The organism is Aliikangiella maris, from assembly GCF_040719265.1.
GTDB lineage: Bacteria > Pseudomonadota > Gammaproteobacteria > Enterobacterales > Kangiellaceae > Aliikangiella > Aliikangiella maris.
On record NZ_JBFDAH010000010.1, the window covers coordinates 19,683 to 42,240 of the forward strand.

At 39.2% G+C, this 22,558-nt stretch carries 21 protein-coding genes; 5 read left to right on the forward strand and 16 right to left on the reverse strand.

Annotation, left to right across the window (positions count from 1 at the left end):
• Nucleotides 1-257 precede the first annotated feature (257 nt).
• On the reverse strand, nucleotides 258-632 hold the full coding sequence (locus ABVT42_RS11035; protein WP_353895735.1) for a response regulator: 375 nt from the start codon (nucleotides 630-632) through the stop codon (nucleotides 258-260).
• 241 nt (nucleotides 633-873) lie between these two features.
• Here ABVT42_RS11035 and msrB point away from each other — a divergent pair, with 241 nt between their 5' ends.
• Nucleotides 874-1,239 carry a peptide-methionine (R)-S-oxide reductase MsrB gene (msrB, locus tag ABVT42_RS11040; protein WP_353895734.1) on the forward strand — a complete coding sequence of 122 codons (366 nt, stop codon included), beginning with the start codon at nucleotides 874-876 and terminating at the stop codon, nucleotides 1,237-1,239.
• 25 nt (nucleotides 1,240-1,264) lie between these two features.
• The gene (locus ABVT42_RS11045; RefSeq protein WP_353895733.1) at nucleotides 1,265-1,927 is read left to right on the forward strand and encodes a TIGR01621 family pseudouridine synthase; all 663 of its coding nucleotides are present in this window, start codon (nucleotides 1,265-1,267) and stop codon (nucleotides 1,925-1,927) included.
• Between the two features lie 119 nt (nucleotides 1,928-2,046).
• On the opposite strand, the gene ABVT42_RS11050 is transcribed toward ABVT42_RS11045, so the two are convergent.
• The 4 genes from ABVT42_RS11050 to mpl all read right to left on the reverse strand — a co-directional run bounded on the left by ABVT42_RS11050 (nucleotide 2,047) and on the right by mpl (nucleotide 6,139).
• Nucleotides 2,047-2,820, reverse strand: coding sequence for an ABC transporter permease (locus ABVT42_RS11050; protein WP_353895732.1), 774 nt, complete (start codon nucleotides 2,818-2,820; stop codon nucleotides 2,047-2,049).
• Nucleotides 2,821-2,823: 3 nt separating this feature from the next.
• A complete protein-coding gene (locus ABVT42_RS11055; RefSeq protein WP_353895731.1) occupies nucleotides 2,824-3,750 on the reverse strand; it encodes an ABC transporter ATP-binding protein in 927 nt (308 codons plus the stop codon).
• Between the two features lie 375 nt (nucleotides 3,751-4,125).
• Entirely contained in the window at nucleotides 4,126-4,767 is a 642-nt protein-coding gene (locus ABVT42_RS11060) for a flavin prenyltransferase UbiX (protein WP_353895730.1), read from the reverse strand.
• A gap of 4 nt (nucleotides 4,768-4,771) precedes the next feature.
• The gene (mpl, locus tag ABVT42_RS11065; protein ID WP_353895729.1) at nucleotides 4,772-6,139 is read right to left on the reverse strand and encodes a UDP-N-acetylmuramate:L-alanyl-gamma-D-glutamyl-meso-diaminopimelate ligase; all 1,368 of its coding nucleotides are present in this window, start codon (nucleotides 6,137-6,139) and stop codon (nucleotides 4,772-4,774) included.
• Between the two features lie 237 nt (nucleotides 6,140-6,376).
• On the opposite strand from mpl, the gene ABVT42_RS11070 reads away from it, so the two are divergent.
• Nucleotides 6,377-7,651, forward strand: a complete 1,275-nt coding sequence (locus ABVT42_RS11070) for a 6-phosphofructokinase (protein ID WP_353895728.1) — start codon at nucleotides 6,377-6,379, stop codon at nucleotides 7,649-7,651.
• Nucleotides 7,652-7,852: 201 nt separating this feature from the next.
• Here ABVT42_RS11070 and ABVT42_RS11075 read toward each other — a convergent pair whose 3' ends face one another.
• The 3 genes from ABVT42_RS11075 to ABVT42_RS11085 form a co-directional block, all read right to left on the reverse strand.
• Nucleotides 7,853-8,470, reverse strand: coding sequence for an energy transducer TonB (locus ABVT42_RS11075; protein ID WP_353895727.1), 618 nt, complete (start codon nucleotides 8,468-8,470; stop codon nucleotides 7,853-7,855).
• 288 nt (nucleotides 8,471-8,758) lie between these two features.
• Nucleotides 8,759-9,826: an Hpt domain-containing protein gene (locus ABVT42_RS11080; RefSeq protein ID WP_353895726.1), complete on the reverse strand. Its 1,068-nt coding sequence runs from the start codon at nucleotides 9,824-9,826 to the stop codon at nucleotides 8,759-8,761.
• Between the two features lie 347 nt (nucleotides 9,827-10,173).
• Nucleotides 10,174-12,198, reverse strand: a complete 2,025-nt coding sequence (locus ABVT42_RS11085; RefSeq protein ID WP_353895725.1) for a sodium-translocating pyrophosphatase — start codon at nucleotides 12,196-12,198, stop codon at nucleotides 10,174-10,176.
• 459 nt (nucleotides 12,199-12,657) lie between these two features.
• On the opposite strand from ABVT42_RS11085, the gene ppa reads away from it, so the two are divergent.
• Both ppa and msrA read left to right on the forward strand, forming a co-directional pair.
• Nucleotides 12,658-13,206 (forward strand): inorganic diphosphatase, encoded by a 549-nt coding sequence (ppa, locus tag ABVT42_RS11090; protein ID WP_353895724.1) that lies wholly within the window; start codon nucleotides 12,658-12,660, stop codon nucleotides 13,204-13,206.
• Nucleotides 13,207-13,669: 463 nt separating this feature from the next.
• Nucleotides 13,670-14,644, forward strand: a complete 975-nt coding sequence (msrA, locus tag ABVT42_RS11095; RefSeq protein WP_353895723.1) for a peptide-methionine (S)-S-oxide reductase MsrA — start codon at nucleotides 13,670-13,672, stop codon at nucleotides 14,642-14,644.
• Nucleotides 14,645-14,878: 234 nt separating this feature from the next.
• Here msrA and ABVT42_RS11100 read toward each other — a convergent pair whose 3' ends face one another.
• The 8 genes from ABVT42_RS11100 to pspA all read right to left on the reverse strand — a co-directional run bounded on the left by ABVT42_RS11100 (nucleotide 14,879) and on the right by pspA (nucleotide 22,525).
• A complete protein-coding gene (locus tag ABVT42_RS11100; RefSeq protein ID WP_353895722.1) occupies nucleotides 14,879-17,101 on the reverse strand; it encodes a TPR end-of-group domain-containing protein in 2,223 nt (740 codons plus the stop codon).
• 202 nt (nucleotides 17,102-17,303) lie between these two features.
• A complete protein-coding gene (locus ABVT42_RS11105) occupies nucleotides 17,304-18,194 on the reverse strand; it encodes a DUF4097 family beta strand repeat-containing protein (protein ID WP_353895721.1) in 891 nt (296 codons plus the stop codon).
• A gap of 98 nt (nucleotides 18,195-18,292) precedes the next feature.
• Nucleotides 18,293-18,937, reverse strand: coding sequence for a hypothetical protein (locus ABVT42_RS11110; RefSeq protein ID WP_353895720.1), 645 nt, complete (start codon nucleotides 18,935-18,937; stop codon nucleotides 18,293-18,295).
• Entirely contained in the window at nucleotides 18,934-19,506 is a 573-nt protein-coding gene (locus ABVT42_RS11115; protein ID WP_353895719.1) for an RNA polymerase sigma factor, read from the reverse strand. Before ABVT42_RS11115 ends, ABVT42_RS11110 begins: the two co-directional genes overlap by 4 nt.
• Nucleotides 19,507-19,655: 149 nt before the next feature.
• Nucleotides 19,656-20,726, reverse strand: a complete 1,071-nt coding sequence (locus ABVT42_RS11120) for a DUF2333 family protein (protein WP_353895718.1) — start codon at nucleotides 20,724-20,726, stop codon at nucleotides 19,656-19,658.
• A gap of 12 nt (nucleotides 20,727-20,738) precedes the next feature.
• Nucleotides 20,739-21,272 (reverse strand): copper chaperone PCu(A)C, encoded by a 534-nt coding sequence (locus tag ABVT42_RS11125; RefSeq protein WP_353895717.1) that lies wholly within the window; start codon nucleotides 21,270-21,272, stop codon nucleotides 20,739-20,741.
• Between the two features lie 251 nt (nucleotides 21,273-21,523).
• On the reverse strand, nucleotides 21,524-21,730 hold the full coding sequence (locus tag ABVT42_RS11130; protein WP_353895716.1) for a PspC domain-containing protein: 207 nt from the start codon (nucleotides 21,728-21,730) through the stop codon (nucleotides 21,524-21,526).
• 93 nt (nucleotides 21,731-21,823) lie between these two features.
• Nucleotides 21,824-22,525 carry a phage shock protein PspA gene (pspA, locus tag ABVT42_RS11135; RefSeq protein WP_353895715.1) on the reverse strand — a complete coding sequence of 234 codons (702 nt, stop codon included), beginning with the start codon at nucleotides 22,523-22,525 and terminating at the stop codon, nucleotides 21,824-21,826.
• Nucleotides 22,526-22,558 lie beyond the last annotated feature (33 nt).

The window sequence follows — 22,558 nt, forward strand, 5'->3', positions numbered from 1 at the left end:
ACAAATAGAACATAATTAAATAGAAAACAATCAAAAAGAGCACTATCAAATAATGGTGACGACTCAGGTTTGTTGCTTATGCAGCAACTTGAAATAAACTGAGTGTATTTTGTATATTATTGCTAAACAACACTCGCTTTATTATGTAATGAACAGAAGCGTTTTATAGGCGACTTAAATCAACAGGATGAATATTGTTAATCAGTTTTAATGTGAAATGTTTATCAAAGGACAATAACACAAAACTCAATTTGTGATTAATTTTGTCCTCCAAGTAATGATTGAATTTCTTGACGCAGACTCGCAAGAGGAACCGGTTTGGTAAAGACTTTGTCAGCCCCCATACCTTTGGCAAATTCGAGATAACTTTCAGGATTAGCGGATCCACCACCAGAATAGGCAATTATTTTAACGCCAGGAAATTTTTCTCTGATTTCAGAAATTAGCTCCAGTCCCTCTTTATTTGGCATTAAAATATCGGTAATCATTAAGTCAGGGGCATGAAACTCAAAATATTCAAGTGCTAAAGCACCATCTTGTGCTAACAGTACATCATGGTTGTCTAACTCAACAACATCAGTGAGTAATCTCAACATTTGTGGATCGTCATCTACGATCATTACTAGTGCCATAGGTCATGACTCCCTTAATATTTCCGTATCAGCTGAACTTGCCTGTCCGTCAAATTATGCATCCATTTCCTCATTATTATATAAATTATATAGAATTCAAGTTCTTTTAACTTAAGAATTATATCCGATAATTTAAAAGAGACAAATTGTATTCAAGAAAAATGTCAGTAAAATAATCAACATTGTACGCGAGCAGAAATAGAAATCGCAATTTTGTGTTAAAAATCGGGGTAACAAAATAATGAATGATGATTTAAAAAACAAGCTTTCGCCACTAGCCTGGAAAGTCACCCAAGAACAAGCCACCGAACCCCCTTTTTCTGGTGAATACGATGAATTCAGTCAAACGGGTCAGTATCATTGTGTTTGCTGTGATCACTTTTTGTTTAGCTCAGACACAAAGTTTAACTCTGGGTGCGGATGGCCAGCATTTTTTGAATCAATTGAAGATGCGACTAAAGAGCGCATTGACCACAGTCACGGCATGACTCGTGTAGAAGTAGTTTGTGGAAAGTGTGAGGCCCATTTAGGACACAAATTTTCTGACGGCCCATATGGCACACGTTACTGTATTAATTCAGTCGCATTAGCATTTCATGCTAAGTAATATTTGCTAAGTTATTTTGTTCATTATGTCGTTTACTGTCAGTATCATTTTTCAAAATGATGATTTAATTATTATTGATAAGCCTGCCAATATTTCTTTTCACCGTGAAAAAAATCAACCTGGCTTTTTTAATCAGCTTAGCGATTATCTAGGCTTTACTATCTGGCCAGTTCACCGATTAGATAAGGTAACTTCAGGGTTGCTAATCTTCGCTAAAAATAAAGTTGCTGCCAGTGAACTGACGCAGTTGTTTACTGACAAAGCCATTCATAAAGTTTACTTGGCAATTTCCGATAACAAGCCCAATAAAAAACAAGGCTTAATTCGTGGTGACATGAAAAAAACTCGTAACGGGAACTGGAAACTGACAAAAACGCAAACAAATCCAGCAATAACTCAATTTTATAGTTGCAGTTTGTTACCAGGAAAAAGATTTTTCTGGGTTGAACCACAATCAGGTAAGACCCATCAAATTCGCGTTGCTCTCAAGTCACAAGGTTCTGCAATACTCGGGGATTTACGTTATTCGGGGAGCCAAGCAGACAGAACATATCTACATGCCTATCAACTTAAATTCAATTGGCACCAACAAAAAATATGCGTGAGCTGCTTACCTCAAACTGGCGAATATTTTTTAAAGCCAGAACTCAAAACGTGTATCGAACAATTCGAAAACCGTTCGAACTAAAACAATGTAAAACAACGAAGTTTAAACATCAGCCATTTGATAGCTCATCAAATGGCTAAGTTGCTGTCCATTTTTAACATAAAAAATAGTATGGATGATAACTTTATTAATTCGTTCTATCAGGCGCGAATACCTATGCCTTTTTTTAACAGATAGTAAGCCAAACTGAATAATGAAATAATAAAAGCTGAAATTAGTATTAGCGCATGAGTAATATTGATATCTGAGAATCCTAAAAATCCATAACGGAAAGCATTTACCATATACAATACAGGATTAAACATGGAAAGCTTATACCAAAAGTCAGGCAACAGACTGATAGAATAAAATACCCCACCTAAATAAGTAAGAGGCGTTAGAATAAAAGTTGGAACAATAGAAATATCATCAAACTTTTTTGCAAAAATAGCATTGACCAATCCGCCAGTTGCAAAGAGCATTGAGGTCATTAAAACAACAAAAATTAAAACTCCCCAATGATGAATATTAATCTCGACAAATTGCGCAGCAACCAAAGTGACGATAATACCGGTCAAAATCCCGCGAGTCACACCACCCAATACATAGCCGAGTAAAATATAAAGCGTTGGCACCGGCGAGACTAGCATTTCTTCAATACTTCGTTGAAACTTAGCACTAAAAAATGAACTGACGACATTAGAGTAAGAATTAGTAATTACCGACATCATTATAATGCCTGGCGTTATATACTCAATATAAGATACACCACTCATTTCTCCAACTCGCGCACCAATTAACTGACCAAAAATGACGAAATATAAACTCATGGTGATCGCAGGCGGCAGTAAGGTCTGAATCCAGATACGAAAGTAACGAGTAATTTCTTTAACCAGAATACTTTGCAGTGCAATAAGAGATTGACGTTCAAACATACTTTATTTACCTTCAACCGATTCAATTAACTGAACAAAAAGCTCCTCGAGTCGATTTGACTTATTCCTCATACTGTATACCTTAATCTGTTGTGAAGTGAGCCATTCAAAAATTTGATTGAGAGCAATATCTTTAGGTAAATCTACTTCTAAAGTTGTATTGTCTCTGCACCGAAAAATCACATCTCGAAATTCGGGAAAATGTTCAGGCACCTTATCTAGATCGAGTACAAAAGTTTCTATATCCAGCTGAGCGATTAATGCTTTCATACTGGTATTTTTTACAATTTGTCCATGATTGATGATAGTAATATTGCGACATAACTGTTCGGCTTCTTCCAGATAGTGAGTGGTCAGAACAATTGTTGTACCCTGCTGATTAAGTTGAGTTAAAAACTCCCACATACTTCGCCGTATTTCAATGTCAACACCTGCCGTTGGCTCATCGAGAATTAATATTTTCGGTTGATGTACTAATGCACGGGCAATCATAAGACGCCGTTTCATACCACCCGATAAATCTTTTGATGGAGTATTGCGTTTTTCCCACAATGAAAGCTGTTTAAGCACTTCTTCTGCGCGCCCCATAGCCTCCTTACGAGGAATACCATAATACCCCGCCTGATTAACAATAATCTGTCGGCAGGTTTCAAATTGCGAAAAGTTATACTCCTGAGGAACCAGTCCAATACAACGTTTTGCCGCTTCAAGCTCAGTATCGATAGAATGTCCAAAAACTTCGACTGTACCTGAACTTTTATTGACCAGCGAACAGATAATTCCGATAGTGGTCGACTTTCCAGCACCATTAGGACCCAGCAAGGCAACAAAATCACCCTCTTCGACTTCGAAAGAAATACCTTTTAATGCGTGAACATCCTCTCCATAGGTTTTCTTTAAGTTTGAAATTTTTATAGCAGTTTGTTTCATTTAAAATTCCACATCAATAGGGTTTGCGCCAAGGTATCTCAGCGTTAATCTCGATATAAATGGAAATTAATCAGCTATCAGCCGATTAAATAGACGATCCGTTCAATTTAACATATTCGGGTGAAACAAATCAGTGAATATAACAATCGATTCTGATAGTTTATATTGATAACGGATATTAATTTTCTCAAAGCACCATCAATGCAAAAGCTTTAGTAATACTAACCAGCGCCAATAATCTAGTCGGGTTAAACATTTAATTAACTGACGCCCAGACCAACCCAGCGATAATATCTGTAATTATTTTAGGCTGTATTAATGTTCGCAGTAGCCCACAGATATGATCCAGCCACAGATGACATTTAAATAAGTTCCTTAATCGGAATCATTCAAATCCGGTTTACTTTGATACCCCCAAACCGTACTGATTCTATTGTCTATTCCTAAATGATTCAACACTCGAGCACTCACAAAATCAGCTAACTCATCGATCGACTGAGGTTGCCCGTAAAAACCGGGCGAGGCAGGCATTACCGTCACACCGGTTTCACTTAGCATTAACAGATTTTTAAGATGAATCGTTGAAAAAGGCATTTCTCTGGGTAAAACAATCAGTTGTCCTTTTTCTTTTAAAATGACATCTGCGGCGCGCTCCAACAAAGTGTTGCTGGCACCACAAGCTATCGCCGAAATACACCCCATACTCGCGGGGCAAATAATCATCTGCTTAGGGGCAGCTGAACCACTAGCGACGGGGGAATACCAGTTTTCTTTGGCATAAACAAACAACTCTGCCTGCTTATCTGGGCAAAGTGCATTTAATTCAGCCAGAATTTTTTGGGGTGCAACAGGCAAGTTTATATTTAATTCGGTAGCAAAAACAATGCGGGCCGCATCGGTTATCATAATATGCACCTGTTCAAAATGCAGGCTTAAATGGCGTAACAGGTTTAACGCATAAATCGCCCCAGATGCACCAGTAATCCCCAAAGTTACTTGTCGCTTATTCTGAATCATTTGCTCACTCTTCAATGTGGCCGCTTTCCAATGCCGCCAGTAATTTTTGATGAATCCCATCAAATCCACCATTACTCATAATTAAAATACTATCGCCCGGCTTGGCCTGTGCCAATATCGTTTGGATAATTGCCTGAACACTCGGTAAAGCCGTCAAGCGTTCGACGGTCAAATCAGGCAAAGACCAACTAATTTGCTCAGGTATATGAAAGATGGCTAAATCGGCTTTTTCTACTGATTTTAGCAATTGAGTCTTATGCACGCCCATTTTCATAGTGTTCGAGCGAATATCAACAACAGCAATGATTCTTTCGGCTCCCTTTTTTTCTCGTAGTCCAGCCAAAGTTGATTCAATCGCGGTAGGATGGTGAGCAAAATCATCATAGACTTCAATCCCTCGTACGCAACCTTTTAACTCCATTCGCCGCTTAACATTCTTAAATTGCGAAAGCGCTTCAATTGCATGTTTGGCTGGCAAACCAGTATGCTGTGCCGCTGCGATGGCAGCCAAGGCGTTGCTGACATTGTGCTCACCAATTAATGGCCAGTTCAACTCTCCTTGATATTCATCACGCCAATAAATATCACAAACGCTGCCATCAGACTGTTTTTTAACGGCATACCAGTCAGCACCAGACTTTTCAGTAGCCAGCGTTGCCAAAGGCGTCCAGCAGCCGCGCGTTATCACTCGGTCCAGTGCATCGCTTTGTGCGGGCCTTATGATTAATCCATTACCTGACACCGTTCGTACCAAATGATGAAATTGAGTTTCAATAGCGGCTAAATCAACAAACAAATCAGCGTGATCAAATTCGAGATTATTTAAAATACAGGTTCTTGCCCGATAATGAACAAATTTCGAACGCTTATCGAAAAATGCGGTATCGTATTCGTCAGCTTCGACCACAAAAAATGGTGAGTCAGTCAAACGAGCAGATACCCCAAAGTTTTCTGGCACGCCACCAATTAAAAACCCGGGGTTAAATCCATTCGCTTCGAGAATCCAGGCAATCATACTGGCGGTAGAGGTTTTACCATGAGTTCCTGCGGCAGCAATGACCCACTTATCCTGTAAAATATTTTCATTTAGCCATTGCGGCCCCGAACGATAAGGAATAGTAGAATTTAATAGCGCTTCAACGACTTCAACACCACGCGACATGGCATTTCCGACCACTACGCAATCAGGATTACAGTCAAGCTGTGCGGCATCGTACCCTTGATGAATTGTCACCCCCATATTTTCCAATTGCGTACTCATCGGTGGGTAGCAATTTCGGTCAGAGCCACTGACAGTATGCCCTTTCTCAATAGCCAGCCGAGCAATACCGCCCATAAATGTACCGCAAATTCCTAGAATATGCAGATGCATAATTTTTACTCACTTATTTAACATTTCAACGCAATGATTAATCTCATTGTAACATGGAACCCGCATAGTGCTAATCGGGTAGAAAAAAGGAGTCTGTTTTATTGATTACACAACAGATTTTGAAGTCTGGTAAAATGTAACGAATTATTCTTAAAAAAGCATCTCCTAGAATTCGCATTTGCATTATAATGCGTCAAATTTCATTGTTAACACTTTCCTCAAATTGGAGTTTCTTTCATGGCAAAAGTCAAAAAACAAAATGCCTTTTACGCTCAATCAGGTGGCGTTACCGCCGTTATCAATGCTTCAGCCTGCGGCGTGTTAGAAACCGCAAAACTCTATAAAAGCAAAATAGGAAAAGTTTATGCGGGCCGAAACGGCATTATTGGCGCACTTACCGAAGATTTAATAGATACCAGTAAAGAGTCACGCAAAGACATTGCAGCTCTGGCACATACACCATCTGGGGCTTTTGGTTCATGCCGTTATAAATTAAAAAGTCTAGAAGAAAATCGCGCCGAATATGAAAGGCTAATCGAAGTATTCAAAGCACATGATATTGGTTATTTTTTCTATAACGGCGGCGGTGATTCAATGGATACTGCCTTAAAAGTTTCTCAATTAAGTGAATCACTCGGATATCCGATTACCTGTATCGGTATTCCTAAAACCGTTGACAATGATTTACCGATTACCGATTGCAGTCCTGGTTTTGGCAGCGTCGCAAAATATGTTGCGGTATCTATTCGAGAAGCAGGTTTTGATGTTGCCTCTATGGCCAAAACTTCGACTAAAGTTTTTGTTATGGAAGTTATGGGACGTCATGCGGGTTGGATTGCCGCGGCATCAGGTCTGGCAGCCGAGAATGAAGGTGATGCACCTCATATTATTTTATTCCCTGAAGTTGCCTTCAATCAGGCAGCATTTTTACAAAAAGTTGATGATTGTGTTAAAAAGTTTGGTTACTGCGCCATTGTTGTTTCTGAAGGTGCCAAATATGAAGATGGCACCTTTTTAGCCGATGCAGGTACAACAGATGCTTTTGGTCATAAACAATTAGGTGGCGTTGCACCCGTTGTTGCTAACTTGGTCAAACAAGAACTGGGTTATAAATATCACTGGGCAGTTGCCGATTATTTGCAGCGCGCCGCCCGACATATTGCGTCTGAAACTGATGTTGACCAGGCATATGCTGTTGGTCAGGCCGCCGTTGAATTTGCAATGGAAGGAAAAAATGCGGTGATGCCAACGATTGTTCGTAAGAATACCAAGACTTATCGTTGGGAAATTGGTGAAGCGCCTTTGTCTGAAGTTGCCAATGTTGAAAAGCAGTTACCTAAAAATTATATATCCAAAGATGGTATGCATATCACAGATGCCTGCCGTGATTACTTGCTGCCATTAATAAAAGGCGAATACTTTCCTCCTTTTAAAAACGGCTTGCCACAATATGTTAAATTGAAAAATGAGCCCGTTGCTAAAAAGCTGGATACAACCTTTGAAATAGAATAATAATTTACTTTTTATTTTAATACGTAGTTAATCTTAAAAGAAAAGAACGGAATCAATAGCACACCAAAAACTATTGATTCCGTTACCTGCAGAGAAACTATTTAACCGTAAATCTTACTCTCTGAAGCGTTCCATCACCCTATATTTTGCATCACCACGTATTAATGATTGCGGCATAGTCGTTATCTGATTTAATCCTATTTATTCTTTTGCTAATTGAAAATTTAAAGTGACTGTTTGCACCTGTCCCTCGCTATCAGCTGGTTTAAATTTCCATTTTTGTAGTGCTTTTTTAGAAACTCGCTCAAAATATCCTTTAGGTTTTGCTTCAACTATTTTTACATTCGTCGCTTTACCCAAACCATCGACATCAAAGGATAAAGTAACAAACCCTTCTATTCCTTTAACTGCCGCATCAGGTGGGTATTGCGGTTCAATTCGAACCAAAGGAGCGCCATTCCCAGCCATAGTGGGAATGTCTTGCATAAATTCATTACCACCACCAACTGAAGGTAAAACAAATGAAGAATCACCTATTCCAGGAACGGCTGGCAACCCTGGTGGTTTAACTAGTGTTGAACGCGGTTTTGAAATGGCAATTTCGGGTACTTGAGTTGGCGATTTAAGTTTGGGTTCAGGATATTTCTTTATAGGCTCTTTAGGTGTTGGTGCAAGTTCTTTGGGTACTGTCACAAAATCCAGAATAACTGGTTTTGGAGATGAGTTTATCGAAACCTCCTTAGTAATTAATTGGTTCATCAGTAAAAAGGTAAAAAATGATAAGATAACCGCCAGTCCAATTGAAAAAATTTTGCTCATACTTTTCCCCTATTTTTTGTTTAACTGCCATAATTGACATATCTTACAAACGTCTATTTTTTTGAATAGGGTTAAAAATAATTTTAATTTTTTTGGATTGGATTGGATTGGATTGGATTGGATAAAATTGAATCGAACAGAATAACATGAAATAAAATAGAGTCGAATTGAAATATACACCTTATTTTATTTCATTTGAACGATGAGTAAGCCGCAATCATAAACAGCTTGAATTGTTCAATAGTAATATTGATTGTCTAACTAAATGCTGATTTAAAGTAAACCATTTTACCACATGTGCGATGTTAAATACTCATTTTTGATAATGTTATTAAAGCGCTCTATCAATCGGGCTTTGTAACGTAGTTCCTTTTGTCCATTGATTGATTTGACTGCGGCAAATAAAGCAAGCTTGTACCCTTTTGATTGATTTTGAATAATCGTTAATGCAAACTCAACAGCTAATCCCAAAGCTTGTGCAGCAGGCATAATTGCTTCACCTTGCAGTCCTTTAGGCGCCCCTTTTCCATCATGTCTTTCCAGCATTTGTAAAATAACTTCTGCTGCAATATTCCATCCAGCCATACGAGCTAATAACCCTGAAGCAAAAAAAACTTGCTCCACTTTGCATTCGTAGGTTGAATTTAATCGACGTGATAATGCAATAAACAGTACCGCTGCTTTTAATTGTTGCTCATCAACAGATCGGTTTAATTGAGTGTTTAGCTTTAATACAAGACTCTCACATATGGTTAAAAATAAATGCTGTTGTTCATCAACATCCACCTGTAAATCGGCGATAAATTGAAAAAACTCGAAGTCAGTTGCTTCTAAAAAACTGAATGCACGCCCGTGTTCGTGGTCGACAGCTATCATATCCAGGTTAAAATGTCCGTCCTGGATTGCAATTATGGCTTTTTCTGTCACGACCAATCGCTCTATCTCTTCGGCCTGATTGATTTTGGTAATTAAATTTTCAATATTCGAAAGAATCTGTATTTCAACAGTTTGTGTATTAATTAAGTTGATCAATTGTTTTTTAATCAAGTCGACAACGGCAATGGCAAATTGTCCATAAACATCATGGTAATCAATTTTACCACTGCGTATATTTGAAAAAAGATCTTCAAGTTTATGACTAGTTTCAACAAAAGTGGTTAAAAAAACCATGTTGCAATTACCTTTAACCGTATGCAGCGAACGAAACATACGATCAATAACTTGAGCATCTGCGCCACTTTCTAGCGTTGTAGCACACTCACCTATATCTTTAATTGCAGCAAGAACATCTTCATAAAACTCTTGTTTTACCTCATCCTCTAATTGATTAAATGCATCGAAATCCGCTTGACTCACTAAATCTTTCACCTCGAATATTTAAACTGGATAATTGATACGATAATCAAGTATTCAAACTAATGGTCGCGTCATGCTTTACTCGCTGTGTTGATATTTAATAATAAATATTCGATTTATCATTACTAGCGTCTAATTACCATACGCCAGTCTGACCATTGAAATATTGCCAAACAGATATACCGATAGCAGTATAGCTATTAGAAGTATGGCAAAGATTTTAAAATAATGTGAAATATTAGTAACATAGCCCAACTATCCACCTATAAAAAGACAGCTTAACAAAGCTGTCTTTGTTTATTTAATCAAAGTATAATTGAGCAACTAGCCCAATTCGGGTCAAGGTGTTATGTGAGTAGTGGCGCAATAACCAAGCTCACAATGGCCATAACATTAATTAAAATGTTCATCGAGGGGCCGGAAGTATCTTTGAATGGGTCACCAACAGTGTCACCAACTACAGCAGCCTTATGTACATCTGATCCTTTACCGCCTAAATTGCCTTTTTCAACAAACTTCTTAGCGTTATCCCAGGCACCTCCCGCATTTGCCATTGTTAGTGCCAGCAACACACAAGTAATTAATGCTCCGGCCAACATTCCACCTAGCGCTTCTGCGCCAAGACCAAATCCAACCGCAGCAGGAGCAATTACCGCTAATGCGCCAGGCAGTGTCATTTTTCTAAGTGCAGCCCGCGTCGCGATATCGATACATTTAGCGTTATCTGGCTCAGCTTTTCCTTCGAGCAGCCCGGGTATTTCTTTAAATTGACGACGAATTTCTTTAATCATATCAAATGCTGCACTACCAACAGCACGCATCGTTATTGCAGAAACCAGAAAAGGAAATATGCCACCAATAAACATTCCCATCAGCACTTGTGGATCATTAATCTGTAAACTAAATCCTACAATCTTATGAGAAACCGTTTCAATATAAGCAGCAATAATCGCTAAAGCGGCCAGCCCTGCAGCACCAATTGCAAAGCCTTTACCAATCGCAGCTGTCGTGTTACCAACTTCGTCTAATCCGTCGGTAATTTTACGTACATCTTCACCCAGTTCAGCCATCTCTGCAATGCCGCCAGCATTATCAGCAACCGGTCCATAGGCATCAATAGCCATCGTGATACCAACCGTTGCTAACATACCAACGGCACCAATTCCAACGCCGTATACGCCAGCCCCTTCCAATAACTGCGAACTTGCGAAAATAATTGCCGCTATTGTCAACACGGGTATCACCACCGACTCCATACCGATTGCCAACCCGGCGATCATTACTGTGGCAGGGCCGGTTTCACCTTCTCGAGCCAGTCGCTGCACGGGCTTACCACCGGTATAGTGTTCTGTCACAAGCCCAATGATGCTGCCACCAACGGCACCACATATCACACATAGCCAAATATTGATTGAAAGCCCAAGCCATTGAATTAACAAATAAGCGGCTATAATCAATAAAATTGTCGCTCCAAGAGTACCGGTCCTTAGTGCTTTAGCCGGTTCAACCCCTGATGACATTTTAACTATCATAATCCCAATAATGGAACAGAGCAGTCCCACCGAAGCTAAAGCCAAGGGAAGAAACATTAAGTATTCGCGATTATCTCCCCCGGTCAGGGTGTTGACCAGGGCAAGACTCATTGTTGAAGCGATAGCTATTGAAGCAATCATCGAACCACAATAAGATTCAAAAATATCGGATCCCATGCCAGCAACATCACCAACATTATCGCCAACATTATCAGCAATAACGCCAGGATTTCTTGGATCATCTTCGGGTATTCCAGCTTCTATCTTACCCACCAAATCTGCTCCAACATCAGCACTTTTAGTATAGATTCCACCACCAACACGTGAAAACAAAGCCACTACCGAACCGCCCATACCAAATCCATGAATCGCTTCAGCGTGAGCTGGATCGCCACCAAACAGATAGTACATACCACCTAAACCAAGTAATCCCATTGATGCAACAGCCAGCCCCATTACCGAGCCACCATAAAAAGCAACCGTCAAAGCAGCTGACGCCCCCTGATTGGCTGCGGCAACAGTTGTGCGCACATTGGCATGAGTTGCGGTATACATACCCATATAACCGGCAATAGCCGAACTCAAGGCTCCTGCAACAAAAGCCGTTGGCGTATGCCAAGATCCAAAGCCGACATACAATAAAATGGTAAGCACGACTAAAAAGCCAATTAAAATTGTATATTCGCGCCGCATAAATACCATTGCGCCATCATGAATGGCAGCGGCAATTTTGGCGGTTTTACCTTCTCCGCCAGGATATTTGAGAATGAACAAGTAGATTACTAAAGCGGCAAACAGCCCTAAAACACCCAGAACGGGTGGTATTAATACAAGCTCCATGACTTCCCCCACAGTTAATATGACTTCTAATCAGGATTTCGCGATTAACTCGCTATAGTGAAGGGTTATTGAGAGACACAGGCTTGTGTATCTTAATTAACATCGACAACGCTATTTTGATTGAGTTAATCGAACATTTGTTATTCATTAGAATTAACGAAAATTATTGACTAACGGGCGAACCAACAGCATGACAAGGATCGGATACATCAGAATATTCCGGTAGCCCAATTGCCATAGGTCGAAGTTTATAAAGTTTCAGCTTGCTTTCAACAAACTTTATAAAACCATTAACTGTGTATAGCAGTAATCCTCTGACAGGTAAACCACGGAATAGAACATATTTTAACTTTTTGATTTCTATACTATTTATTTATTTTTTTGAGACGGTTTATTTTGCGACGCAGTATCCGTTATAATACGCGCCTTTAAAGTAAGCAAATAATACAAACACAGCCAATGAGTTTAAATAAAGTTCCAGCGGGAAATAACCTCCCCGACGAAATCAATGTCATTATTGAAATTCCAGCACACGCCGATCCGGTAAAATACGAAGTTGATAAAGATTCAGGTGCCATTTTTGTGGACCGTTTTATGGCAACTTGTATGCACTACCCAACTAACTACGGATATGTGCCGCACACCCTTTCAGAAGATGGTGATCCGGTAGACGTTTTGGTACCAACACCTTTCCCATTATTAGCTGGATCCGTCATTAAATGTCGTCCAATCGGTGTTTTAAATATGACAGATGAATCTGGCACTGATGCTAAAATTCTAGCTGTTCCAGTCAGAAAGTTAACACCAATTTATCAAGGTGTTGAAGAATATTCAGACATGCCTGAATTGTTGCTCAACCAAATTCAGCATTTCTTTGAACATTACAAAGATCTTGAATCAGGTAAATGGGTTCGAGTTGATGGCTGGAGTAATGCTGAAGCAGCCAAACAAGAAATCATTAATAGTGTTAAACGCTACGAAGAAGCCCCAGAAAAACCAGCATTTTAACGCGGGTCTATTCACCTTAGCACAGAAAATTTTAGTTGTTAGCCAGACCTGTAACCGATAATGGCTTACAGGTTGATGGTTTGGCAATTATCCGTAGAAACCTTTGACTTTGCGGTTTAATCTTATTTAATCATTTGAATTATTACTTCTCTTTTACACCAATCTCATTGCCATCATTCTGCTATTTCGCACCCCAGTTACCTCGAAATTTCGACCGATATCCGCATATTCCTTTGGTTTTTAAATCGTCATAAAATAACCCATTAAAAATAACAATCAAAGCCATTTTAAAAACCGTTCAATATTTTATTCCTTTAAAATATAAATAACAGTAATAATAACCTTGTCACCTACAGACACTTTTGAGAGTATTGTTGGTAAAACATTTAAATTAATCTCATCTATTATGATGCTGACGAGTGTTAATAATCGGCAACCGAATTAATTAATTTTAGGGTGAAACATGCTTAGTTTTATTAGAAAAAGAGTTGCTACTTTTAGTCAATTTTTTATTTTATTCATCTGTCTCATGCAGTTTCCTCCTTCCATTGCAGCAACTCAATTTCAAAAAGCTCAAGGCTTTGAGCAACCAATCATGCAGGCGACTCAACATCTTGACAGTATTGTTTTAGGTGGAGGATGTTTTTGGGGCGCTGAAAAAATGTATGCTGCGCTGCCAGGTGTCGTTGATGCAACGACAGGCTTTGCTGGCGGAGCAATTGTGGATATTAGCCAATATCCTTCAGATAATTATAGTGATGCACTAATCAAAGCCAATCATGCAGAAGTGGTAAAAGTCACTTTTAACCGCCAGCAAATTTCATTAGAAAAAATACTTAAAGTATTTTTTGAATCTCATGACCCAACACAGCTCAACCGACAAGGAGCGGATGTAGGTCCATCTTATCGCTCCATCGTGCTTTATCATGAAGCATCTCAGCAACAATTAACACAAGAGTTAATTAAAACCTTTCAGACAAAGCTCACACAAGCAGGTTTTGGCAAAATCGTCACTCAAATACAAGAAATCGAAAAGTTTTATCCGGCTGAGGAACGGCACCAGGACTATCTAGTCAAAAACCCAAATGGTTACTGTCCTGATCACCGCACTGGCGTTACCTTTGCTGAAACTCAACCAAGCTTGCATAAAATTGATAACAAGCCACTCAACAAAGGGAAACAAATCATCGTGGTAGAAGCAGAGTTTTGTCCATTTTGCGAAAAGTTCAAAAAAGAAATTGGCAATCAATATAAAGGCAAAATTCCTCTAACCTATCGACAAGCTTCTCAACTTGATGGTTTAACGATTACTACACCAACCTTTGCCACACCAACATTTATATTTTTGAACAATGGTGAAGAGGTGTTTGGGATGCAAGGCTATAAAAGTCAGGAAAGCTTCTATCAATTGCTGGCTCAGTTTGAAAAACACCGTTAACACCAAATTCAGATAGATATTAAAAATGGCGTTATTTTAATACTTAACTAAGCACATTGACTAAGTAAAAAATACCGCCTACTAGCATAGAATTTGACTAACCAATGCAATTGCAAAAATAGGTGGACTAAAACTGCTAAAATAAAATCAGTAAAATATAGCGACTTTGATTTTTCAACAAAATATTCTTAAAAAAAATAATTTGAAAAGATGCTTTGCCAATCTCTCACAGTACTAATTTGCTGCAAACTTACCAAACTGCGATTCAATATTATTTTTCATCAAGCGAATACGTATATTGAATTCATCTTTTATTGAAGCATAAAGCGGGTCACGTCTCACTTCATCAAATATCGGATCGGCTTCAGCCCACCAAAATTCAACAAATCCCTCTTGAATTGCCTGCCTAAGCAATTTTAAAGATTTTTGTACATCTCCAGAAAGCGCAGCATAAGAAGCCTGTTGATAGCGTAATGCCTGTGAATCAAAACCTTTTACCTTTAAATGTGCCAGCTCTTTGGTTACTTCATCAAGATAATATTCAGATTTAATACGATCACCGAGCAGCGCATAAGTTTTAATTAAAAATAATTGAATTCGAACCGTATTTTCATCAATCCGTTTGTGATTTTCTTGTCTTACCAGAATTAACGATTTCTCTAAATCGTTAGCGGCAAATTGCCACTTTTCTTTTTTCATCCAGCTTAAACTGCGCCAAAGTCGCTCACCCCACTTTTCAGTTCCTTCAGCAAAACTTTCAGTCCATCCGTGAAAAGGCTGCCAATTATCACTAGCAACCCAAATACTGGCCTGTAGTTGATCGAATTTATCGTGATACTCTTTCATTGAAGATTGGTTAAGCTTATCGATCTGTTGCTGTGCTATTTCGAACTCATTTAATGGGATCATCAAACGTGTTGAATTGATTAACCATTCAAACTCTTCATCACTCAGCTCTGCCAGACGATAGTACATGCTATAGGCCTGATCGAGCTGACCAACCGCATAACTGACATCACCAGCAATCGTATAGGCATTAGGATAATTAGGATTATTGCGAACCACAGTATTAAAAACATCCATCGCGCCTTTGTAGTCACCATAGCGAACCAAATCTTTTGCCCGGTTGTAGCCTACTACGGCTGCCTGCGGATCAATTTCATACGCTTTTTGGCGTAATTTAGCGCCTTCAATAAAGGAGCCTTGATTTTGTAATATCGAACCATACCACATGTAAGCTTCGGCTAATGAAGGGTTGATATCAATAGCACGTGATAAATAACTTTTGGCGAGTTCCAGCTGCTCATTTTTATCTGACCGTTTGTCAGCCATTTGCCAGTGAAATAGCCCATTTACCGCATGTGCAGCGCCTAAATTTGCATTCAGCTCAAATGCTTTCGTTAATAACGGTTCAGCCAATTCAAATGATTCATTGGTTTTACGTTGCCCATAATTTGCCTGAAGCAAATAAGTTTGTGCCAACATCACCATCGCTTCCGCATAGTGACTATCAATGTCCAGTGCTTTTTGAAAATTAAGAATAGCTTGTTCAAAGTCATCTTTAGTACGATTACGAATGAGTGACAAGCCACGTGAATAGTCAGCAAAGGCCGTAATGTTATTAGTCCCAATTTCAGCAACCGCTTCGTTTGCTTCACCCAGCAGACTGACTTTTAATTCATCCATTACCGAATGGGCGATTTCATCTTGAACTTTAAATACATTTTCGGTATTTCTATCCCATGACTTAGAGAATACATGAGAATCTTCATCTGCCTTTATCAATTGAGCAGTAATGCGAATTAAATTCCCCGAACGTCTTACACTTCCTTCGAGAATATATTGTACATTCAGCTCTTGAGCGATAGTTTTGACATTAATATTAGTATTTTTATATTGAAAAGATGACGTCCTGGCGGCAACACGTAAGCGCTTATTTCGCGCTAACACATTCAGTAATTCTTCTGACAATCCATCTGCAAAAAATTCATCCTGGGTAGAGTCGCTAAAGTTGGCAAAGGGTAAAACGGCAATAGTTTTTTGTTCATTTGCCGGAAGTAAAAGTTTGTCGATATCTTCCTTAAAGGTTATATTTGCCTGAACGGGCTCACTGACACTGTTAAAGTATAAATAGATTGCACCGATACTAAACAGACTGATAACAGCGATTTCGGCAACTCTCGAAGAAAAACTCTGGCGAATAATTTGCGGCTGACCATCACCAAACTCGGCAACTCTTTTGCGCTCATGGCGTAAATCCAGCATCCAACCGGTAATCAGTGCGACCGGAAAACCAGAAAAAGCCAGCAATACCATAGACGACATTACCCAGCTATCGATACCTAAAACAGGTAGCAATACATCAGCGATCTGGATGATCCCCCAGGCAATAGCCGCATAAATGGTTGCAGCCTTAAAAATTTTTCGGCTTTTAACTTCTTCCCAGATACTAGACACGTGATTTCCTGATTAACAACATCAACAGGCTAAACTTAATTATAATAACCAATAAGACGACAAGTTCAATGAAATAGCCGTTAAATTAGTGGCAATAGTCTCAAAAAACAGTCGACTTAACCTATGCTACCCTTTTCACTCAATATTTAAGCAATTGATTTGCAAAGTGATTATTATTCGGGGTGTCATTAATATCTCACTATTAGTTGGATTTGCCAATAGCTTTTAGTCCTATTCTGCCACTGACCGTCGACATCTTTACTAAACCGTTACCTTTACCAGCAGTAAATTTTAGACTATGGGATTGAATAAAAGAACTTACCGGCTTATCACTGGAGTATTGATTGACGATTCGGCCTCCCGGTGCAGTTTCGATGGTTACCCGAGCATCAAGTTTATCATCGACATAATAAATAGCATCGCCCGAAACACTGCCTAAACGAATTTCACCATCAGCCAATAACTGACCGTATAGGTAAACATCTCCCGAAACACTGGAAACATGTGCGGATTCAATCTCTGTTAACTTAACATCCAGTTTTGCCGAAACCCCACTGATGTTCACTTTTTGACATTGTACATTAGCATCGAGATTGCCACTGACCGTAGAAACTTCGAGGCGCCCCGCAATGTCGGTTAAACTCAATAAACCGCTGACGCTGTTAATGTAAGTTCGCTCCCGAGCTTTACTAACACTGATCGCACCACTCACCGAGTTGACATCAATCCCCCCCAATACCTGCTCAATCATCAAATCAGTTGCAACTCCTGAAAAGTTCAATTTTGAAGCTTTAGGCACCATAATTGTCAACTTAGAACCCTGCCGTGAATGATAACTCGAATTACGTGGTAATTTGATCTTGATTAAAACTTTGTCGCCACGCTGCTCAAAAATAAACTCTTCAGTCAAGTCATCGAGGGTTCCAGTGACTTTTACCTGACTTTTGTCCCAACCAGCGATACTGATTTTTCCACGAACATTATGAATATCGACAATTCCATCAGCCTCGGCATCAATTGACTGATCAATAGATTCTCCGGCAAAAATCGAAAAACTTATGCTAAAACACAACAAAGCAAATAATTTTTTCATTCTTGATTACCTCATCATTAAAATCTTTCATCCAGGTAAGCTGGTTTTATCATGGCCATTTTACCCGATTCTGTTTTTTCGCTATCTACCCGAATCCGTTAGGAAGATTGTGCAATCTTCACCAATTTCGATAACACAGCCAGTTCTTGCTGATACGTTGAATTCAACAAATTAATCAACAGCGGATCAGCAGGTTTTTTAGCTAAAGCAGCTTTAAGTTCCTGTGTGGCATGTTCAATTATCATCAAATTACCGCTAACTTCAGCCAACAAATTATGCTCTGTCGGTGATTGGTTCAAACCAATTTGCATTAATAAAGCCGATTTAGCGGCATGATATTCTAATTCCATCGCTTTTATTTGCGTATTGACATCGGCGGTTGTCGCTTGCTCAACGTTTGCATATTGCAGCTTGATTAACTGTGCCTGCGCTAATGTTTGTTCTGCTTTTTGTAAATGTTGCCAGCTTATACCAAGTGACATAATACTGAGCAGTAAACTAGCTGCAATCGCTAAAGGAATCCAGCGCCGATTGTAAATCTTTGTTACCGGTGCTTGAAGTCTATTTTCTATCGCTGGCCATAAATCACGCTCTGGCGCTTGTTCCACGGGCAATTGAGCATAAAAATCCGCCAATGTTGCATCATCTATAAATAAATTTTCAGCAACATGCTTATTCGACAGATTTGAGACTTCAGCCTGTTCTGATTGATTATTTTGAGAACTCATTCTTCGATCAGTCATGATTCCTCCCGATCTTCATTGTCCTGCGTTTGATTGCGGTGGTTTGATGTCAGTGCATTACGCAATAGCTGACGAGCCCGAGATAACTGAGCCTTGGAAGTTCCTTCAGCAATCCCAGTAAGTTGCGCAATTTCTTTATGAGCAAATCCTTCTAAATCATGCATTACCAACACCAACCGAGCCCCTTGTGGTAATCGTCGAATTTGGTTTTCCATATCGATCGCTTGCTCAACCGAAGATGAAGCTGCGGGTAGTTCAACGTCTAAATCCGTTATATTTTGCCAAACTCGAGACTCTTTTAGCCTGAAATGATCAATCATTAACCGAGAAGCAATCTGGCGTATCCAGCTATAAAAACCGCCCTCGTTTCTAAAGTCTTTCAGCGCAAGCCAAGCTTTAACATAACTTTCCTGAAGAATTTCTTCCGCGACTTCAGGCTTAGCCAGCAACCTTAAACAATACAGATAGAGCTTTCGATGAGTGAGTATATATACCTGCTCAAAAGCGCGTTTATTGCCAGCTTTTGCAGCGGAAACCCATTCAGAAAGCTCATCAATTGAACGACTCACATTTGATTGCAACGAAAACCTACTGATTTACTCATGACCATTAGTACCTAAGACGTAGCAGGCGCAAAAATGGTTTAAAGACGAATGAAAATATCATCATTGTTTAGTTCTCAAGTACTCCCTTGTATTGGTAAGGTTATACTTTTAACTTATCCTCTCGCTAATAGCTCACGCAAATCAATCAGTCCCGCATTTGCACGGCTAATATATGACGCCATTACTAAAGAATGATTAGCTAATAGCCCAAAGCCACTGCCATTTAGTATAATTGGGCTCCAAATCGACTCTTGAGTTGCTTCTAGCTCACGAATGATCTGTGCCAAACTGGTTTTAGCATTCTTTTTTTCCAACACGGCTTCAAAATCAATTTCAATCGCTTTAAGCAGGTGAATTAATGCCCAGCAGGCGCCACGCGACTCATAAAATATATTATCAATTTCCAGCCAAGGAGTTTTTACAACCAATTGTGAGGAATTCTCTGTCGATTGGTGGGCGGCCGCATCACCAGATAAGTCAGTATTGATTCTCACTTGACCAACTGAAGCGGTTAAACGCTGAGATAATCCACCCAATCGTTTTTCAACCAAAATCAACCAGGCATTTAAATTATCAGCACGAGTATAAAATTGAGCGTCTGGGTTATCTATCTGCCCCAACTCCTTACGATAAGCAGCGAGTTTCTCAATACCTTTTTGATATTTATTTTGTGCATCAGGCCACATCCATAAGGTGTGATCATTATTGAATAAAGGCTCTGCTTCCTTTAAATACTTATTCTCCATCGACTGAGACTGGGAGCGACTCATATGATTACGCAATACCAAAGCGATATCTCTCACTTGTACCAACACACCAAATTCCCATGAAGGAATATTATCTAAAAACACCGAAGGCGGCATAATATCATTGCTGAGATATCCACCGGGTTTATCAAGCAATGTTGAGGCAATTTTTTCAGTTGTTGCAACCGTTGTGTAACCAACAATCAGTTTTTTCTCTCCTTGAACAAACTGATAAGCATTGGTGTCTTCTACAACAAATGGTTCAGGTTCTGAACTCCAATAGGCGCCAATGAAATATAAAATAATCATTAATGCCAGCAGGCTGTAAAATATGAGTTTGGGCAGCGAAGCGGTTTTATCTAAAACGGACTCATCACCTGAACCAGTTGAAATATCCTCTAGCCCATCATTATTTTTTTTCCAAAATTGCCACTTCATGCTTTTTACCCTTTAAGGTTTAACCTTGAACTTCAACGTCTGTAAATTGGCAAAAGTTAACTCCACTTCAAAAGTTTGTGAAATTAATTGCTTATCAATGCCCATCAACATTATATGATAACCACCTGGTACAAATTCAAGTTTGCCATTCGCAGGAATTTGAACAGTATCCTGATGCCGCATTTTTGCTACGCCATCTTCTTCTATCGATTGGTGAATCATACTGTGGTGAGCAACGGGTGTATTGACATCGATTAATTCAACCGACTGCTCACTGAGATTAGTTAAGGTAAGATAGATGGCGGCCATTTGACTCACTTTTGGTACATCAGGCATGTGCACATTCGAAACTTTTATGCTGTGAGATTGAGAAGTTTTTATACTCTCATCGAGTGCTTTAACCTTTGCGTTTATAGAAGAATCAAGCTGAGCCGAATCAGTGGTCGTTGCTTGGTTTTGTTGACTCGACTCAGCGAAATTATTGGCTAAAATTTCGCCAAAACTAGTCGCTAATATTAGCAACGAAAGTAGTAATTTGAGTTTCATTATCTAGGCCTCGTTATGCGTTTTTGTCTATTAATCGAAAACAACTAATCGATGATAAAGCTGATTGATGATAATGCGGCCAGTATTATAACAGTGATAAAAGCAGTTTGATTGCTCTTTTCAAAAAAACCTCTCTACCATGTAAAAACATCATAGAGAGGTTATACCTTAAATTCATTAAATACGATTAACAATCTTAAATAATCCATAATTTAACCCAGCTAAATTATGGCTCGAAATAGTGACATCGATTAGTAAAACAGTGCACCCGCAACAATATAGGCCAGTACCGTTGGTACAGTAAAAGCAAACAATCCAATCACAGCGACCACACGCACCCCGGTGACATCCCAGTCCATTTGGTGTGCAATTCCAGCACATACGCCCATAATTTTACTACGTGCAACAGGTTTTTCTCGATACGAATAATCTCGACGATAGTGGGTATATTTATTCACGATTATGACTCCAAAAAAATTCTATTGATAAACGCTGTAAAATAAATTTTATTCAATTTTTTCAACAGCTTTTAAAACCAACAACTTAGTTTATTAATCCACTTTTTCTGTAGTGGGTGTATCAGTCTGAATGTTTTTACTCTGCATTTTTTGTTTAAGAGCAGCTAACTCTTTATCTAGCGCATCCTCTTTTTCTAAAGAGTCAATTTGTTCACTTAGCGATTGATTGCGACCAAAATCCATCGCTTCAACCTGCGCTTCGAGTTGGTCCATTTTTCTTTCAAAGTTTTCAAAGCGTTCAAGCGCCTCATCAATCGCCGAATGTTCAAATTGCTGACGCATTTTAATTGTCGAGTTAACCGTCTGATGGCGGGCAAGTAATGCCTTCTTACGAGCAACAGCTTCATTTAACTTAGCTTGTAATTGGCTGATTTCCTGCTCCAGTCTAAGTAGCGCGCTGTCAAGTGCGGATAATTCTTTTTGCTGTGCATTGATGGCTTGTTCAATGCGATTTTTTTCTGCCAGTGCTTGTTTGGCTAAATCATCACGTTCTTTTAATAGTGCTTTCTCGGCCCGTTGTTGCCATAACTGCGCTTCTTGCTGCATATTAGTGAGTTGGCGCAGCATTTCTTTTTGTTCCGCGATAACTTTGGCACATTCGCGTCGGGCTTCAAACAAAGTATTTTCCATTTCAGAAATGATCAGTTTAACCATTTTTTCTGGATTTTCAGCTTTGTCTAACATCGCCGAAATATTGCTGTTTATAATATCTGAAAATCGTCTAAATACGCTCATTGGCTTCCTCTCTGTAATTGCACACGGTCACGT

Coding starts and splice junctions, on each gene's coding strand:
- ABVT42_RS11110 (WP_353895720.1), bottom strand. CDS start 18,937: ATGACTGATCGAAGAATGAGTTCTCAAAATAATCAATCAGAACAGGCT.
- ABVT42_RS11045 (WP_353895733.1), top strand. CDS start 1,265: ATGTCGTTTACTGTCAGTATCATTTTTCAAAATGATGATTTAATTATT.
- ABVT42_RS11120 (WP_353895718.1), bottom strand. CDS start 20,726: ATGAAGTGGCAATTTTGGAAAAAAAATAATGATGGGCTAGAGGATATT.
- ABVT42_RS11050 (WP_353895732.1), bottom strand. CDS start 2,820: ATGTTTGAACGTCAATCTCTTATTGCACTGCAAAGTATTCTGGTTAAA.
- ABVT42_RS11125 (WP_353895717.1), bottom strand. CDS start 21,272: ATGAAACTCAAATTACTACTTTCGTTGCTAATATTAGCGACTAGTTTT.
- ABVT42_RS11035 (WP_353895735.1), bottom strand. CDS start 632: ATGGCACTAGTAATGATCGTAGATGACGATCCACAAATGTTGAGATTA.
- pspA (WP_353895715.1), bottom strand. CDS start 22,525: ATGAGCGTATTTAGACGATTTTCAGATATTATAAACAGCAATATTTCG.
- ABVT42_RS11105 (WP_353895721.1), bottom strand. CDS start 18,194: ATGAAAAAATTATTTGCTTTGTTGTGTTTTAGCATAAGTTTTTCGATT.
- ABVT42_RS11060 (WP_353895730.1), bottom strand. CDS start 4,767: ATGATTCAGAATAAGCGACAAGTAACTTTGGGGATTACTGGTGCATCT.
- msrB (WP_353895734.1), top strand. CDS start 874: ATGAATGATGATTTAAAAAACAAGCTTTCGCCACTAGCCTGGAAAGTC.
- ABVT42_RS11055 (WP_353895731.1), bottom strand. CDS start 3,750: ATGAAACAAACTGCTATAAAAATTTCAAACTTAAAGAAAACCTATGGA.
- msrA (WP_353895723.1), top strand. CDS start 13,670: ATGCTTAGTTTTATTAGAAAAAGAGTTGCTACTTTTAGTCAATTTTTT.
- mpl (WP_353895729.1), bottom strand. CDS start 6,139: ATGCATCTGCATATTCTAGGAATTTGCGGTACATTTATGGGCGGTATT.
- ABVT42_RS11075 (WP_353895727.1), bottom strand. CDS start 8,470: ATGAGCAAAATTTTTTCAATTGGACTGGCGGTTATCTTATCATTTTTT.
- ppa (WP_353895724.1), top strand. CDS start 12,658: ATGAGTTTAAATAAAGTTCCAGCGGGAAATAACCTCCCCGACGAAATC.
- ABVT42_RS11070 (WP_353895728.1), top strand. CDS start 6,377: ATGGCAAAAGTCAAAAAACAAAATGCCTTTTACGCTCAATCAGGTGGC.
- ABVT42_RS11085 (WP_353895725.1), bottom strand. CDS start 12,198: ATGGAGCTTGTATTAATACCACCCGTTCTGGGTGTTTTAGGGCTGTTT.